A 17,348-nucleotide genomic window follows, 5' to 3' on the forward strand; every position below is an offset into this window, starting at 1 on the left:
AGAGAACAGTTTCAAGTTGGATTCAATCAACGGCCCAATAATATGGTCAGCTTTCATAGAGATAAGCGGCTCTAAAGCGATAATAAGGCTGCTTTTAAGAAGTCTATTATCATAAGCTTAGAATGTGGTGTCCTATCTCATGTAATTTAAGGTCAATGACCATGTTCCATTAAGTTTTAGATGAATGCATAGCCATTTTTATGGCTAATTTAGAAATAGTATTTTGGAAAGCTTTGTTCTTGAGTAGCTGCTGCAACGTTTATTTCAGGAATAAAAGCATTAATTCCTGAAATTTAAATTAAAGTTCACACAACTGCAAGAGTAATTTTCTCATAATTAGAAAAACTCTGCATTAGATGTAATCAATATTATTACAATTTTTATTCTACATGATAATGCTATGTAATAAATGTGTTTTTATTTATATATTACGATTTTAATTATACAGGATAATACCATGTAATAAATATGCTTTTATGCATATTTATTTTTTCTCAATAAACAGCCACCGATTAATCGGTGGCTTGAAATAGTATTAAGCAGCTTTTTGTCCTGTTTTCACGGCAGGTTGAAGGGTATTATAGACACCGGTTCCAATGACCTCTAATGCCATTTTCATACGTTCTGGTGAAATATTCTCAAATACATTATCTTGAGGTGTATGATATACCTTTTCAATATGATAGATTAATGGATTCCAACTATCTACGCCCATCCAAATAAATAGTGCAGAAGGAATACCAACTTCAGCAAATGGTACGTGATCACTAGAGTCAAATTTCCCTTGAAGAACGAGATCATTATTTAATTGTTTACCTGCTTGTAAAGCGGCATCTGTTACAAAGTTCGTGGAACCGTCAGGAGTCATAGCGTATAAATTCTTTGCTTTATCATAATTTGTTGCAACCATATCAGCGTTGAAGACACCTAAAATACGATTACGTTCTTTTTGTGATAAGTTTTCTACGTAATATTCAGAACCGAGTAAACCAGTTTCTTCAGAACCAAAAGCGATAAAGCGGACTTCTTTATCAGTTTCTACATTTTGAAAAGCACGAGCTAGTTCTAATATTAATCCTGTACCGGAAGCGTTATCATTCGCTCCAGGTGCTCCAACGACACTATCATAGTGTGAACTTACAACGACAGCTTTTTCATTACCTGTACTATTTTTTGGTTTCTTTTTAGCAATAACATTTAGAGATGTTAAATTAGATTCATGTCTCGCTTTTAGGGAAAGAATTGTTGTTCCTTTTTTAGCGATTTCTTCTTTATATGCATTTCCTTGAGCATAAGCAAGACCAAAGACAGGGACAGACTGTTTTTTAGTTAAGCGAGGATTGAAAGTTTGTCCGTAGTTTCCACGACCTCCAATTAAACTGTATAAAAGAACACCTTTTGCTCCTTTGCTAATAGCATTTTCAACTTGCTTATTATAATCTGCTACTGTTGCACCTCTTTCGAATAAAACAATTTTTCCGTTTACTTCATTTGGAATATCGTCCAATTTTGTACCACCTTGAACAAAGATAAGCGGGGCTGTAACAGCTTCTGTAGAAATTAGTGCATTGGGAGCAGCACCAGTTTGCCAATTACGCTTTATCCCTAATGGTGATTCGATAAATCCAACGTATTGATCCGGCACTTGAAAGGGCTGATACTCTACTTCATATCCCATTGATTTAAGCTGCATACCAACATAGCGAGAAGCCCATTCTTCTGATTTTGTACCACCTGGACGGGGACCGATTGTTTCGGATAAGAAACGGATATGTTCGATGGCGCGGTTTGCATCAACTTGTTTTGTAATAGGTGGGGTCTGTGTAATTTCTGACGTGGAATCAGCTTTTGCTTGCCCAATTGGAGCTAAGCTAACGGCGAGTGATACAGCAAGCAAGGAGCTTACTATTTTTTGTTTCAGCGATTTTCTCATTTTTTCCTCTCCCATTCTTCTATTCTCTCTGACTGACAAAAGAAGACGGATAACGACTTTATTTTATCTTTATATGTTTGAATTTTCAATAATCGGATGTTGAGAAATAAAAAAACGCTATATGCATATTTGCATATTTTCAGCTTAGATATGTATGCTATCATTTTAAATGAAGGATCGCTTTCTATTCTGAAGGCTCCTACATTGCATGAATCTAGTGTACCCAAACTTTAGATTATGTGGGGAAAAGGGATCCGTTATAGGGTTTCTTTTCTTTTGTTTGAATCATGTGATGGTAACTATGTTTCCGCATTTCATAATTATCATCAGTGATATATGTAAGGCATCCATATGAAAATACGAGGCTGTTCAAGAGTTTTCCATACTTTTGGACAGCCTCACCCCGTTAAAAAGGTGATACTTTGATGCATCACCTTTTTATTTATATAAGCTTTTACATACCTAAAAATAATAAAAAACAGCCGCTTAGTAGAAGGAATCTACAAAACGGCTGTTTTTTATTATATTTCTGTTAAAATAATCGGTTCACCGCGTGTTACAACAACTGTATGTTCACATTGTGCAACAAGGCTTTTGTCTGGTGTAACGAATGTCCAACCATCATCACCGCGCTCAATAATATGATCAGCTTTCATAGAGATGAATGGTTCTACAGCGATAACAAGACCGTCTTTTAGAAGGGCATTATCCATTGGATCATAGTAGCTTAAGATGTGGTTTGGAGCTTCGTGTAAGCTAAGGCCAATACCGTGACCAGTTAAGTTTTGAATAACGTTATATCCATTTTTATGTGCAAAGTTAGAAACAGCACGACCAATTTGATTTTGTTTTGAGCCAGCTTTTACTTTTTTCATTGCTTCCCAAAATGAGTCTACTGCTGCTTGGCAAAGTTTTTCTTTTTCTTCATCGTCGCCAAGAACAAATGAGATACCTGTATCTGCATAATAGCCGTCAAGTGCTGCCGATACGTCTACGTTTACTAAATCGCCTTCTTTTAATACGCGATCGCTTGGAATGCCGTGAGCAACTTCTTCGTTTACACTAATGCAAGTTACACCTGGGAATTTATATTCTTTTTCAGGCGCTGAAATAGCACCGTTCTCGTCTAATACTTTTTTACCAATTAAATCAAGCTCTTTCGTTGTCATACCTGGCTTCGCTTGTTTTTTCATTTCTTCGCGTGCAAGTGCAACGATGCGGCCGATTTTTCGTAAACCTTCTAAATCTTGTTCATTACGAATAATCATGAAAACCACTGTCCTTCCTCGAATATATGTCTTATCCGATTGTATCATGTTTGTTTTTGTACTGCTACTCGCGTGCGGTATGCAGGCTGATTCCTCTCATAAAGAATACATGACAATTGTCATATGGATGTCATGACGCATCATACTGTTTCCTAACTTTTCCAGCGCATACAATGTAAATATAAGAAACAGCGGGGGTGGAGAGATGGAAAAGATTATTGAAGTAAATGGTGTTTCTAAAACATTTAAACATAAAAAAGCAGTAAATAACGTTTCATTTCATGTAAATAAAGGGCAAATAGTAGCATTACTCGGTCCAAATGGTGCGGGGAAAACAACGACAATTTCAATGATGCTCGGGTTAAAAGATCCGACAGAAGGGAATGTCTCTATATTTGGAAAGAGTCCAAAGCATAGAGATGTTCGTAATAGCCTTGGTGCGATGCTGCAAGAAGTAAGTGTGATTGATAGTATCACGGTAGATGAGGCAATTGAGTTATTCCGTAGTTATTATACGAATCCAGTAGCGAAAGAAACATTACTTCAGTTATCAAATTTAGAATCAGAGCGAAAACAAAGATGTGAAAAGTTATCAGGTGGTCAAAAGAGAAGGTTAAATTTTGCACTCGCACTTGCAGGAAATCCAGATTTATTATTTTTAGATGAACCGACAGTTGGAATGGATATTACGTCTCGAAAAACATTTTGGGAAACGATTAGAAAATTAGCAAGTGAAGGAAAAACGATTATTTTAACGACGCACTATTTAGAAGAAGCAGATGCGTTAGCGGACCGCATTTTATTATTCGCAAACGGAAAAATTATCGCAGATGGTACGCCGGATGAAATGAAAGCAACGATTTCTCGAAAAACGATTTCATTTTATTCGAAAGAGAATATTCCTATGTACTTGTTAGAGGAATTACCACACGTAACAGGAGTACAGTCAAATGACGGGCGATTTATATTAACGACAGAGGATACAGACGCCACATTACAAGCAATTTATCAAAAGAACTTACCTGTAACAGATATTTCAGTTGAACGTGGAAGTCTTGATGAAGCATTTGAGCAGTTTGTCGCAAATCAGAAGGGGGAAATCGCATGAGAGCACTATGGATGCAATGTAAAATAGAGATTTTACGTACGTTCCGTAATAAATTATTTATCTTTTTCTCATTATTAATGCCAGTTATGTTTTACTATATTTTCACAAATGTTATTCAAGTCCCACAAAACGGAGATGCTTGGAAAGCACATTATTTAATTTCAATGGCGACGTTCAGTATTGTAGGGACTGCACTTTTTAGTTTCGGTGTGAGACTTTCTCAGGAAAAAGGGCAAGGATGGACACATCTTTTAAAAATTACACCACTTCCAGAGGGGGCATATTTAGCAGCTAAAATTATTGCTCAAACAGTAGTGAATGCTTTTTCAATCTTAGTTATTTTTATGGCAGGAATATTAATTAATAATGTCGAGTTAACAGTAGGTCAATGGATTGGTGCCGGATTATGGTTATTATTAGGCGTGACACCATTTTTAGCACTCGGAACAGTAATAGGTTCAATCAAAAAGGCGGATGCAGCTGCTGGCCTGGCTAATATTTTAAATATGAGCTTAGCTGTAGTTGGCGGATTATGGATGCCAATTGAAGTATTCCCAAGAGTATTAAGAACTATTGGAGAATGGACACCAACATATCATTTTGGTAGCGGGGCATGGGATATTGTAGCTGGAAAATCAATTGGATGGGAAAATATCGCGGTACTAGGAGGTTATTTCCTTATATTTGTTGTAGTATCAATATATATAAGAAAAAGACAGGAAGCGGTATAAATGATAGAGAAGAAGAGGATTGAGATTTTTCCAAAACATATGGGATTCTTCCCATATATGTGGCTCGTGTATCTGCTATTTCCAATTTATAATTTAACACAAGTATCAGGATGGAAGCTTGTAATTGGCATCAGTATGTTGATAGTTTTCATTGTCACATACCGTCAACTTTATTTCGTTCAAAAGACGTTCATTTTATGGGCATGTATCCAAATGTTACTAACTTTTTTATTTGCTGTATTTTATAATCCTTTTATGATTTTCTTTGGATTTTTTACGGCAAGTGCGATGGGATTTGCACCAAGTAAAAAAGTATTTCGATTGTTGTGGGGCCTGTTAATTGTAATGCTGGGAGCTTTTACATTTGTAAACTTTAATCAACTAACAACTACAAGTTTAGTGAATATAGTTCCAATGTTTATTTTAATGCTTCTTACGCCATTTGGAATGCGTAATTTTAATCAGAAAAAGATGTTGAAAAATCAATTAAACGAAGCAAATGAACAAATTAAAGACTTAGTAAAACGTGAAGAGCGCCAGCGAATTGCAAGAGATCTTCATGACACGTTAGGGCACACATTATCTCTTATTACTTTGAAAAGTCAGCTCGTGGAGAAGTTAATTGTGAAAAATCCAGAACGTGCAAGTATGGAGGCAAAGGAAATTACACAAACATCTCGTACAGCTTTAAAACAGCTGAGGGAATTAATTTCTGATATGCGTATGATTACAGTAGAAGAAGAGCTTGAGCAAATAAAAGCGATTTTGCAAGCAGCTAATATTGAATTGGAAGTAAAGCAGGAGGCTAATTCTAGTTCGTTATCGCCAATCGAGCAAAATATTTTAGGTATGTGTTTACGTGAGGCAGTTACGAATGTCGTGAAGCATAGTAAGGCGACAGTGTGCATTGTTTCTATATTAGAATCACAAGGTGAATTGATTTTAAAAGTAGAAGATAATGGCGTCGGTTTAGAGGAGCAAAATCATGATGGAAACGGCATTCGTGGTATGAAGGAACGAATTGCCTTAATTGACGGTCTAGTGGAGCTAGATACGATTAATCCGGGGACGCTGTTAACAGTGAAAGTTCCAATTGTAATTAGAACGGGAAAAGATGAGGTGAGGGCATGATTCGAATTATTATTGCAGAAGATCAACGGATGCTTCGTGGCGCATTAGGGGCCCTACTTGATCTAGAAGATGATATTGAAGTAGTTGGGCAAGCTGCGAATGGTGAAGAAGCGTTAAAATTAATCGAATCGTTAAAGCCAGATATAAGTATTATGGATATTGAAATGCCGATTCAAAGTGGTTTAGATGTTGCTGAAACGTTAAAGAAAGAAAAATCATCTTGTAAAGTAATGATTTTAACAACATTTGCACGACCGGGCTATTTTGAAAGGGCAATGAAAGCTGGTGTGCACGGATATTTATTGAAAGATAGTCCGAGTGAGGATTTAGCTTCGGCAATTCGTAACGTAATGAAAGGGAAACGAGAGATTTCTCAAGAGTTAATGTTTGGCTTATGGCAAGAGCAGAATCCGTTATCGGATCGCGAAAAAGAAGTGCTGTTACTTGCGAAAGAAGGAAAGACTGCAAATGAAATTGCGAAGGCACTTTATCTTTCACCTGGCACAGTTCGTAATTACATTTCTGAAGTATTAACGAAGCTCGATGCAAAAAATAGAATTGAGGCAATTACAATTGCGGAAGAAAAGGGATGGATATGAAAAAGAAGTTTACCTATAATCGGTAAACTTCTTTTTTGCTTATTTTCCTTGTTGTACTTCTACTACTTTACTAATTTTTGCTAGTGCTTTATATCCATGTGCTTGGAAAGCCTTTTCGAATTCTGTCGATGTTGTATTGCCATATAAATCTTTTGCAGCCTGTACGATGTGGGATTGAAGTGATTCAAAATCTTCTGCTGAAGTTGCGTAGTTTTGCAATGCACGCATAACAACTTTACTTACTTTTTCATTGCCTTGTTTTTGAACAGCAATCCCGTTGTATGTCTTACCCTCAGCTAATTGATATAATACGTGACTAATGATACCAGAATTTACGTGCGACTCTTGATCATTTCCGTCATTATAGAAATCTTGTAAGTTTGTATATAGTTTGTTGCCACCGTCACCAATTTCCCTTGGGATGTCACGAATTGTTAGGCCGCCTAACGTATCGCCCATAATCCAATTTCCTTTATCTTTCTTTACGTAATATTCTATTTGTGTACCCCAGAAGTCTGCTAAACCTTCATTTAGTGCAGATGTTTCAGCACTTGGATATCTCACAATTTTATTTTTCGTCGTACCACTAAATACAGCATGTCCAAATTCATGGGCTGTTACGTCAAGAGCGGAGGTTAATTTCCCGTTTAGGCCATCACCAAAGACCATTTGATTCCAAGATGGATGCCAAAATGCATTTACATAGTTTTCTTTTACACCATCACTAACTTCAGTAGAATCGAATCCGTGGACGCTAGCAACAACTTTTGAATCTTTATTATCGTAACTTTTTAGATTATGTTCTTTCTTAAAATAGTCGTAAATATTACTCATATTTTTCATAACACCAGCTGCTTCTTTATCTGCAAAGTTCGAAGTGTTACTTGAAATAAGTGTCCCTGGATAACCGGCTTGGCTATCGCCACCAAGAGAGTCAGCATAGTCTGCGTTATAAATATAAATACCATTTCCACGGGATAAATCAGCTAAATAAAATTTTCCGTCAGTACCTTTTGCGATATTAAATAATACATTTTCTTGTAGCGCATTTTTCCCAGTTCCTGGTTCTTTCGCTGGTGATAGTTTAGGTGCTGTTACTTGATTAATAGTTTTATTCTCTTTATTTTTAATGAACTTTTCTTGGAAAAGTACTTCACCAGTTTGTAAGTCCATGTTTGCATTTCCGTTTATAACTTGTTCATTGTTTTCATAAGTAAATGTAAGGACCGTTGCGTATGTATAGTGGCCATCTTTTTTCTTATAAACTACCGTTTCGCTAGAAAATTCTGTTTCTGTCGCATCACTTGGAATTTGAAGTATATTGCGTAATTTAGATTTTACTTCATTTTTCGACAAAAAATTTGTTATAGTAAGATTAGGTTGTTGGTCTAAATTTTGGGCAACTTTACCACTAACAGTTGTAATTACTCCATTTTTATCTACTTTTACAATGAGATCTTGACCATATACTTTATAGTTTTTGTACGTTTGTGCAAGGCGTAATTCGGTTTGATTTTCTTTTGTTTCTTTATTTGTAGGTTGAAAATCGACATTCTTTTCAGAAGTAACTTGCTCTTGTTGAGCTTTAGCCCCATTTACCTCACCTTTTAAATACTTTTTAGCAATATTCTCTTTCGTATCATTTTGAGGTTGTGTTAATTTTCCGATTGTTAAACCAGGCTGAGCAATTTCAACTTTCACTTCATTTTTATCTAATTCTTGAGCGTGAATAGCTTCTGTTGATAAAGGACAAAGAAGACCGAATGTAACGAAAGCACTAGCAAGTTTTCTATAATTCATCTATAACACTCCTAATCTTGTATTGTGTATGTGAGATGAATTGTATGAGAAATTTGCCGAATTTTATATATATTATGCATTATTTCATATCAAAAATTGTCGAATGCACATTATTGTAGTGGTATGACAACTTAAAAAAATTAGATTGTTATAATGGGATGGTGAGTAAGTATGCACGCAGAAAAATTAGGAAGTGAAATAAAGAAAATTAGGGTGATGAGAGGATTAACACAAAAACGGTTGTCCGATAATATATGTCACCAATCGGAAGTGAGCCGAATTGAATCGGGCGCGGTATACCCAAGTATGGATATATTGCAAGGTATTGCGGCGAAATTACAAGTTCCCATTATTCATTTTTATGAGGTACTCATTTATTCTGATATTGAGAGGAATAAGCAGTTAAAGGATCAAATTATTATGCTTTGTAAGCAAAAGAAATATAAAGAAATTTATAATAGGGTATGGAATGAGCTGAAAAAGGAAGAATATCATCCCGAGCTTGAGCAATTTCTTCAATGGCAATATCATGTAGCTGCTTACATATTGAAAAAAATCGATTACGATTATTGTATTTTAGAATTAAAGAAATTGCTCAATCAACAATTGGTAGGAATAGATGTATATCAGAATCTTTATATTGAAAACGCAATTGCAAATATTTATGCTGAAAATGGCTATTTTAAGAAGAGTATTGAGTTATTTGAAAATATATTAAAACAATTAGAGGCATTGCATGATAATAAAGAGTTTGATGTGAAGGTGAGACATAATCATGCAAAAGCATTATACCTAGATAATCAATACGAAGAAGCGCTTTGTCACGTAAATAAAGCCATTGAACTATCGTGTCAAATTAATAGTATGACATTGATTGGACAGTTATACTATCAAAAAGGTGAATGCCTAGAAAAGCTAGAGTGTGATAGAGCAGAAATTGAAGATGCTTACGAAAAAGCGTGCTTCTTTTTCGATATATTAGGAATCCATGCGTTAAAAGAATCACTTATAAAAAAAATGAAGAAATAAAAAAGACCTAAAAAACAAATATGCATAATTGCATACGATATGGATAAATTTTCATGATATATTTAAAGAAAAAATGTGGGTGATGGAATATGAAAAAACTACTTATTGGTAGTCTATTAACGTTAGCGATGGCATGGGGTATTTCACTAGGAGATACAGCTTTAGAGAAAAGTCAAGTGATTTCTCATAATGATCAAGAGATACAATTAGCTTCAGATGTACCTTTTGAATATTAAAAAAAACAACCGTCTTACTTAGACGGTTGTTTTTTTGTGGAGTAACATCCAAACATCTTTACTAGAAACAGGTTTGCTAAAGAGGAATCCTTGAATGTGGTCACAGTTTTGTTCGTGTAAAAACTTCCATTGTTCTTCTGTTTCTACACCTTCCGCAATAACCTCTAAATTTAATTCTTTTGATAGCGTAATAATGGAAGCGATAATCGCTTCTTCTAAAGGGCTATTTGCAATTCCACAAATAAATTCTCGAGCAATTTTTAATGTATTGATTGGATATTTCGTTAAATAAGCTAAAGAACTATAACCAGTTCCAAAGTCATCAATTGAAATTTGGATACCGAGATTTTGAAGTTCTTCTAGTTTAGCAACTACAGAATGATTTTGATTAATCGCGATACTTTCCGTAATCTCAATATCTAGTGCTTCCGGTTTTAGTTCGGTTTCTTCCAAGACTTTTGAAATAGTTGGGATTAAATCTGAACGGTTAAATTGAACAACAGATAAATTTACACCAACCTTTAAGTGAGAAAATCCTTGGTTATGCCACTTCTTTGCTTCTAAGCAGGCGGCACGTAAAATCCAATTACCAAGTTCAATAATAAATCCTGTTTCCTCCGCTAGAGGAATGAATTGGGCAGGTGATACAATTCCGAGTTTTGGATGTTTCCAGCGAATTAATGCCTCAAAACCGATAATTTGTTTTGTTTTTGTATTTACTTGCGGTTGATATTCAAGGAAAAATTCATTTTGTTGCAGAGCTTTTGAAAGCTCACCTTCTAGGAAGTGTATTTCATTTTGCGCAATACTCATTTCTTTTGAGAAGAACACGAATCTGTTTTTTCCATTCGCCTTTGCTCGATACATAGCCATATCTGCATTTTTCATTAATTCGGTTACATCGGTTCCGTAGTCAGGGTACATTGCAATTCCGATACTCGGTGTAACAGAAAGTTCTTCATCTTTAATGAAGTAAGGCTTATTTAATATAGTTAAAATTTGTTCAGCTATAAAAGCAGCACTTTTTTCAGAGTACATATCTGGTAATAAGATTGTAAACTCGTCTCCCCCTTGACGAGCAACGATATCCTTTGAACGCAAACATCCACGTAATCTTTTGGCTACTTCAATTAATAATAAATCCCCAACATCATGGCCGAGTCGATCGTTAATTTTTTTAAATCGATCTAAGTCAAGGAACATGACCGCAACGTCATTAGTGTTGTTTTGAGCTGTATTTAAAATCGTTTTTAAATCTTTTTCGAATTTCCGGCGATTCGGTAGTCCTGTAAGTGCATCATGGAAAGCCAAATGTTCTACTTGTTTTTGTTTTTCATATAAAGTTGTAATATCACGTGCTATACCAAACATCCCAACAACTTCTTTATTTATAAAAGTCGGGATGAGTGTAATGTGAAGGTAATAATAATAGCCCTCTTTTTCTTTTGTACGAACTTCTAGAGTTTGTGGTCTACCTTCTTTTGTAATTTGCAAGGATTTCTTCAATAATTTATGATCTTGCGAATCAATGAAGTGTAGAAGAGAATAGCTTGTTACTTCACAATAATAGGCTGTAAATAAACTTTCGCAAGCCTTATTAGATTGTTGAAAAATCCCGTTCATATTTAAAGAAAAAACAGCATCAGGATGATCTTCGAATAAAGATTTATAACGTTGTTCACTTTTTGATAGTGCAGATGCGCCTTCTTCAACTTTACCTTCTAGTTGTGTAGTCAACTGTTCGTACGTATCGATTAATAATTGATTATCTTTCCACATGTAAAGTTGTCGTAGGAATAATAAGATAAGTGATAATACGAGACCGATTAACATGAACTTATCATCCCAAGGTTGAATGACAATAAAGGAAAAAGTAATGATTATACTAAAATAAGGTAATATAAAGCGTACATAATCGAATCGATAATATTTAGTCTTAGTTTCATGTTGCATTGGTTTATCTAAAATGTATAGTATGGACGATAAACCGATTAATAAAATTGAAGCAGTATGTATTAAATAAGAGACTTCAGAAGAAGTTTCCATTCCTGATCTTAACTGGAACAGGTGTATATATCCGTAAACAAGTATGATAGTGAAGCCGACAATTAATGAGATTCTACTAGAAGAATACTGTTCTCTTCTATATAAGCTAATAACGGCGTAAATTACTAATGATTGTGCAATGAAATATCCAATTAAAACCCACGTATCTGTTGTTAACATACGAAAGCTTGAAATGTCTAAAATAAAGGTTAAGGTAAAGTAAATATTCATAATAACAATAAAGATGCTATCGAATGAAAATTGAGCAAGACCTCTAATGGAGTAATGTTTTATGAACTTTATAGCAAAGCCAGAAAAGAGCAAAATATATTGTACGATGAAAAAAGGTAGTGCTTTATATGAAAATATGACTTGATCATAAATAGAAAGAGAATGAAGAAATAAAGTTATTTCCATAGTTAGTCCACATAGGCAAGTACATAGTAGTAAAACCCAAAATAGTTTATCACCGCGCTTCATTTTTTTAATTGCTTTATATAAACAATAGCAAGAAAAGAGTGCAGCAAAACAAAATAAGAAGAGAATTCCAATTTCTTTTATATTCAAGTCCTTAGGGATAAGGAATATCCAAAGAGAAAATATAATAATATACATCATGACAAATTGTACATATTTTTTTTGATTGATCATATAATGGCTCCGTTTCAATAAAGTTGAATCACAGGGGGAAAATGCTAATTTAAATAATAGCATATAAAACAGGAGCTTTTTTACTATAAGAAATACTTTTTGAAAAAAATAGCGCAACGTTACAATTTACCATTGTAGTGTTGCGCCTTTTATTCTTTTCACTCCCCTTATAGAAGAGATTTCATCTATTAACTGAAGAAGCGCTAAATCCTTTTGTTTACTTTCAATCATAATATCGAAATCATGATCAATTTTTTTTGTAATGTGTAAAAAAGGTTTAATAAACTCTAAATCAATATAACTTGCGTGAGCCCTAAATTCTTTTTCTGATTTAGGGGAAGAAATATGAACTTTAGGAAGGACATTTGTATGTGACCAAGTTTTAAATATCATAGGAAGTAATTCTTCTAGCGGTTCATTACAAAGGTTCGCTATGTGATGATGATAATCGAACACGAAAGGGATTTTTTCTTTTTGACAAATGGCCAAAGTTTCAGAAGTTGTATATGTTTTATCGTCATTTTCAAGGGTCATTTGTCTTTTTATATGGTAAGGAAGTTTTTGTATGTTTTCATGAAAACGTTCAATTGCCTTCTCCTTATTTCCATACGCGCCACCTACATGGATATTAATGTAGGAAGAATCTGCAATTCCCATAGCATTTAACACGTTATAATGATAGGTCATATCTGTAATTGCATTAGTTGTAATATGTGATTTGTCACTTGTAAATAGTGTGAATTGATTGGGATGAAAACTTACGCGTAAATTGTGTTCTTGAATTAATGCTCCTATTTTACACCATAGCGGAGCAAACAGTTGAATGTAATCAAATTCAACTTCAGGATGTGTTGCAAGCGGGACGATAGAAGATGATAAACGATATAATGGAATTTCGTGTGCAATATTGTAATGAAGGATGCGTATTGTGTGTTCTAGATTTTGCAATGTAACATTATATAATTTATCTTCACGCTCTTGTTTTTTTAGCTTTTTCCAGCTTGTAAATGTCATTGTTTTGGCAGGCGAACAGTCCCATAATGCCGTAGCATGTGAGACATATCCAAATCGAATTATCATATGTGATGCACCTCTTTGGCTCTTGAAATTTCTCTATAAAAAGAACGCGAGTATCGTTCCTATCCATTCCTTTCCTCTATCGATAATGGAGAGAGGGCTGACATCTTCAAAGGAAAGTAATAAGGAGCGTCCCAAATCTTCCTCGAATTTGCTTTTTACTTCTTGTATGAAATGTTTATCGTATAAAAGGCAATTGATTTCATGGTTAATATATAAACTTCTCATATCGAAATTAGCAGTTCCGATATCGCAAATATGATCGTCTACTATAATAATTTTTGCGTGGAAAAATCCTTGCTGAAAAGCGTAAATATTACAACCAGCTTGTATTAACCTTCGGCAATATGGGAATTTTGCTTCTCGAACGAGGGCGTGATCAGCCTTTTCTGGAACGAGAATAGTTATTTGAACCCCACGTTTTCGTGCTTTTAATAATGCATTCATAATTTTTTTTCCAGGAATAAAATATGGTGTACCGATAAAGAGTTCTTTTTTCGCGCTTTCGATTAAATGTAAAAATGTATTTTGTAAATAGGCACCATCAGTAGGGATGAAACGATGTAGGACGGTCCCTGGTTGTTGCGTAGGAAAATAAAGAGATGAATCTAATAAATTTTGGTCTGTATCGTCGAGCCAATCATGTAAAAATTGTTTTTGTAAATCTTGTATCCCTTCTCCTGTAAGACGTAAATGATAATCTCGCCATAACCCTAACCTTTGATTATGCCCTAAATATTCCTCGCCAATGTTAAATCCACCAATATAACCAATTTTCCCGTCAATAACTGTAATTTTTCTATGGTTTCTTTGATTTGCAGAAAAGAAAGGAAAAGGAAATTTCACTTTATGACAAAATGAAAAAGAGACACCATGCTTTTGTAGGGAGTGCATCCCTTCTTTTGATAAATAATGACTTCCAAACCGGTCGAGTAAAAGTCTTACTTCAATTCCTTCTTGTGCTTTATCGATAAGTAACTTTAAAAACGTACGACTTATCTCATCGTTTTTTACAATGAAAAATAAAACGTGCACATGGTGTTTAGCTTGTTTTATATCAGTAAAGAGAGCATCGTACAAATCATTTCCGTATGTATAAAGGCGAAAATCACTTTGACGTAAAGGGAAAGAACGAGAACGTACACGCTTTAAATGAACAATTCTCCCGTATGAAAGGTCGATTGTAATCCAGAGAGCGCTGCCTAATAACAAGAGAGATAAGAAAAACATAAGTAAATTCCCTCCTTTACGGTCTTTTCACCATCAGTTTTTTATAAATTAAAACTTCGCTTTATTCCGCTATGTGCGGGCAGTAAGACCCCCGCCTCAAAATTGGGTTAAAGCAAAGAAGTTGGTTGGGATTCGGGCTGCCCGTAAAAGCCCGATTGGTGTGGACCAATAATCAGTGGGGATGAATAGCTCCCCGGCGATTAAAGTTTCACTTTATAGTTTCACCGAAATAAACAGCTTTATTAAAAAATGTGTTGTTGTATAACAAAAAACTGTTGACTGAATGCTCACTCATTATATAATGGGAATAGGGGATACAATTCAGAAAATTATATATTTTCGAAGATTCTAAAAAAGGAAGAGGGCTTACAAAGAGAGGGGTAGCATAAAATGAATAGCTTACTAATCATTAATTGGCTGGCTGCCATTGCTGTTATTGCTTATGCGGGATATTTGTTTGTATATCTTATACGAACGAGGATGGCCTACATACAATTAGGAAAAAAGATTGAATTTGACCGTCGTTTTAAAGAGCGTTGGGATCTCCTTAAGGTCAATGTTTTCGGTCAAAAAAAGCTGCTGAAAGATAAAAAGAGCGGCATCATTCACGTTATGTTCTTTTACGGATTTATTCTTGTCCAATTTGGAGCAATTGACTTCGTTTGGAAAGGGCTCGCACCAGGATCACATCTTCCACTTGGACCACTATATCCTGCATTTACATTCTTCCAGGAAATTGTCACACTTGTTATTTTAATTGCAGTCTTTTGGGCTTTTCATAGACGCTATGTTGAAAAGCTTGTTCGCTTAAAACGTAATTTCAAATCAGGTCTTGTCCTTATCTTTATCGGTGGCTTAATGATTTCTGTGCTACTTGGTAATGGGATGGGAATTATATGGCATGGCGAAGAGCTTTCGTGGAGTGAACCAATCGCTTCTGCAATCGCTTACGTTTTCTCAGGGATAAATGAAACCGTAGCCATTTCAGTGTTCTATTTCTCTTGGTGGGTGCATCTATTAATCTTGTTAACGTTTTTAGTTTATGTACCACAATCAAAACATGCGCATTTAATTGCTGGACCAGTTAACGTATTTTTTGGTCGTCTTTCAAATCCAGGAAAACTTGAAAAAATCGATTTTGAAGATGAAACGCAAGAAACATTCGGTGTTGGTAAAATTGAAGACTTTAGACAAAATCAACTTATCGACTTATATTCTTGCGTCGAATGTGGTCGTTGTACAAATATGTGTCCGGCAACAGGAACAGGGAAAATGTTATCACCGATGGATTTAATTTTAAAACTTCGTGATCATTTAACTGATAAAGGAGCAGCGGTAACATCAAAAGCACCGTGGGTTCCAGTTGTGGCTTTTAATAATACACAAGGAAATCAGTTAGCGATGATGGCAGCTGGAAAAGGACAACAAGAATCAGCGGCTACAGCGCTAGCGTACGATCCAAGTTTAATCGGAGATGTTATTACAGAAGAAGAGATTTGGGCATGTACAACGTGCCGTAACTGTGAGGACCAGTGCCCAGTTATGAATGAGCATGTTGACAAAATTATTGATTTACGCCGCTATCTCGTTTTAACAGAAGGGAAAATGGACGCGGAAGCGCAGCGTGCAATGACAAACATTGAGCGTCAAGGGAATCCGTGGGGACTGAACCGTAAAGAGCGTGAAACATGGCGCCAAGGTGACGATGAAGTAACAGTTCCAACTGTAAAGGAGAAATCAAAAGCTGGCGAAGAGTTTGAATACTTATTCTGGGTTGGATCAATGGGTTCGTATGACAATCGCAGTCAGAAGATTGCGATATCATTTGCGAAGCTAATGAACGAAGCAGGCATTTCATTCGCAATTCTTGGTAATAAGGAAAAGAACTCTGGTGATACACCGCGCCGCCTTGGAAATGAATTTGTATTCCAGGAAATGGCGACTAAAAACATTGAAGAATTTGAAAAAGCAGGAGTGAAGAAAATCGTTACGATTGACCCTCATGCTTATAACACTTTTAAAAATGAGTACCCGGACTTTGGCTTACAAGCAGAAGTCTATCATCATACAGAATTACTAGCCCAGTGGGTGAAGGAAGGACGTTTAAAACCTGTCCATTCTATTGAAGAGACAGTTACGTACCATGATTCCTGTTACTTAGGAAGATACAACGAAGTATACGAAGCGCCGCGCGATATTCTAAAAGCAATTCCAGGTGTAAACCTTGTAGAAATGGCACGTAACCGTGAAACGGGAATGTGCTGTGGTGCGGGTGGCGGCCTAATGTGGATGGAAGAAACGGCAGGTTCTCGTATTAACGTTGCTCGTACAGAACAAGCGCTAGCTGTACAGCCGTCAATTATCGGTACAGGATGTCCGTATTGCTTAACGATGATTAGTGATGGTACGAAAGCGAAGGAAGTTGAAGAAACAGTTCAAACTTTGGACGTAACGGAGATTTTAGAACGCTCAGTTATCGGGCAGAAGAAAGAAGCAATGTAGTTTGTAG

Annotated in this window: 13 protein-coding genes and 1 pseudogene; 7 read left to right on the top strand and 7 right to left on the bottom strand. The window is 35.4% G+C overall.

The annotated features are described in order from the left end of the window. Window positions 1-36: 36 nt before the first annotated feature. The 3 genes and pseudogenes from ACE38F_RS02300 to map form a co-directional block, all read right to left on the bottom strand. A pseudogene (locus tag ACE38F_RS02300) lies at window positions 37-206 on the bottom strand (type I methionyl aminopeptidase); the annotation flags it as partial. 329 nt (window positions 207-535) lie between these two features. Beyond that, entirely contained in the window at window positions 536-1,933 is a 1,398-nt protein-coding gene (locus ACE38F_RS02305) for a M28 family metallopeptidase (protein ID WP_375371200.1), read from the bottom strand. Between the two features lie 521 nt (window positions 1,934-2,454). After that, window positions 2,455-3,249 carry a type I methionyl aminopeptidase gene (gene map / locus ACE38F_RS02310; protein ID WP_215554835.1) on the bottom strand — a complete coding sequence of 265 codons (795 nt, stop codon included), beginning with the start codon at window positions 3,247-3,249 and terminating at the stop codon, window positions 2,455-2,457. Window positions 3,250-3,406: 157 nt separating this feature from the next. On the opposite strand from map, the gene ACE38F_RS02315 reads away from it, so the two are divergent. The 4 genes from ACE38F_RS02315 to ACE38F_RS02330 are packed head-to-tail and all read left to right on the top strand — an operon-like array spanning window position 3,407 to window position 6,770. Further along, a complete protein-coding gene (locus tag ACE38F_RS02315; RefSeq protein WP_215554834.1) occupies window positions 3,407-4,309 on the top strand; it encodes an ABC transporter ATP-binding protein in 903 nt (300 codons plus the stop codon). Further along, complete coding sequence (locus ACE38F_RS02320; RefSeq protein WP_215554833.1) at window positions 4,306-5,040, top strand: ABC transporter permease; 735 nt, start codon at window positions 4,306-4,308, stop codon at window positions 5,038-5,040. Before ACE38F_RS02315 ends, ACE38F_RS02320 begins: the two co-directional genes overlap by 4 nt. Beyond that, window positions 5,041-6,171: a sensor histidine kinase gene (locus tag ACE38F_RS02325; RefSeq protein ID WP_375371199.1), complete on the top strand. Its 1,131-nt coding sequence runs from the start codon at window positions 5,041-5,043 to the stop codon at window positions 6,169-6,171. Beyond that, window positions 6,168-6,770 carry a response regulator transcription factor gene (locus ACE38F_RS02330; protein ID WP_215554831.1) on the top strand — a complete coding sequence of 201 codons (603 nt, stop codon included), beginning with the start codon at window positions 6,168-6,170 and terminating at the stop codon, window positions 6,768-6,770. The genes ACE38F_RS02325 and ACE38F_RS02330 overlap by 4 nt, the downstream gene beginning before the upstream one ends. Before the next feature lie 39 nt (window positions 6,771-6,809). On the opposite strand, the gene ACE38F_RS02335 is transcribed toward ACE38F_RS02330, so the two are convergent. After that, entirely contained in the window at window positions 6,810-8,570 is a 1,761-nt protein-coding gene (locus ACE38F_RS02335) for a M4 family metallopeptidase (RefSeq protein WP_375371198.1), read from the bottom strand. A gap of 171 nt (window positions 8,571-8,741) precedes the next feature. Between ACE38F_RS02335 and ACE38F_RS02340 the strand changes: the two genes are divergently transcribed. Together ACE38F_RS02340 and papR are read left to right on the top strand one after the other, a co-directional pair. After that, complete coding sequence (locus tag ACE38F_RS02340) at window positions 8,742-9,599, top strand: helix-turn-helix domain-containing protein (RefSeq protein WP_002016331.1); 858 nt, start codon at window positions 8,742-8,744, stop codon at window positions 9,597-9,599. A gap of 89 nt (window positions 9,600-9,688) precedes the next feature. Beyond that, a complete protein-coding gene (gene papR / locus ACE38F_RS02345; RefSeq protein ID WP_002159754.1) occupies window positions 9,689-9,835 on the top strand; it encodes a quorum-sensing peptide PapR in 147 nt (48 codons plus the stop codon). Window positions 9,836-9,853: 18 nt separating this feature from the next. Here the strand turns inward: papR and ACE38F_RS02350 are convergent, their stop codons facing one another. The 3 genes from ACE38F_RS02350 to cls form a co-directional block, all read right to left on the bottom strand. Continuing rightward, complete coding sequence (locus tag ACE38F_RS02350) at window positions 9,854-12,532, bottom strand: DUF4084 domain-containing protein (RefSeq protein WP_375371197.1); 2,679 nt, start codon at window positions 12,530-12,532, stop codon at window positions 9,854-9,856. A gap of 126 nt (window positions 12,533-12,658) precedes the next feature. Next, window positions 12,659-13,612, bottom strand: a complete 954-nt coding sequence (gene uvsE / locus ACE38F_RS02355) for a UV DNA damage repair endonuclease UvsE (protein WP_375371196.1) — start codon at window positions 13,610-13,612, stop codon at window positions 12,659-12,661. Between the two features lie 33 nt (window positions 13,613-13,645). After that, window positions 13,646-14,839, bottom strand: a complete 1,194-nt coding sequence (cls, locus tag ACE38F_RS02360) for a cardiolipin synthase (RefSeq protein ID WP_375371195.1) — start codon at window positions 14,837-14,839, stop codon at window positions 13,646-13,648. A gap of 390 nt (window positions 14,840-15,229) precedes the next feature. On the opposite strand from cls, the gene ACE38F_RS02365 reads away from it, so the two are divergent. Then, on the top strand, window positions 15,230-17,341 hold the full coding sequence (locus tag ACE38F_RS02365; RefSeq protein ID WP_002198758.1) for a (Fe-S)-binding protein: 2,112 nt from the start codon (window positions 15,230-15,232) through the stop codon (window positions 17,339-17,341). The last annotated feature ends 7 nt before the right edge of the window (window positions 17,342-17,348 follow it).

It is taken from the genome of Bacillus altaicus, assembly GCF_042136375.2.
Taxonomy (GTDB): Bacteria; Bacillota; Bacilli; order Bacillales; family Bacillaceae_G; genus Bacillus_A; species Bacillus_A cereus_U.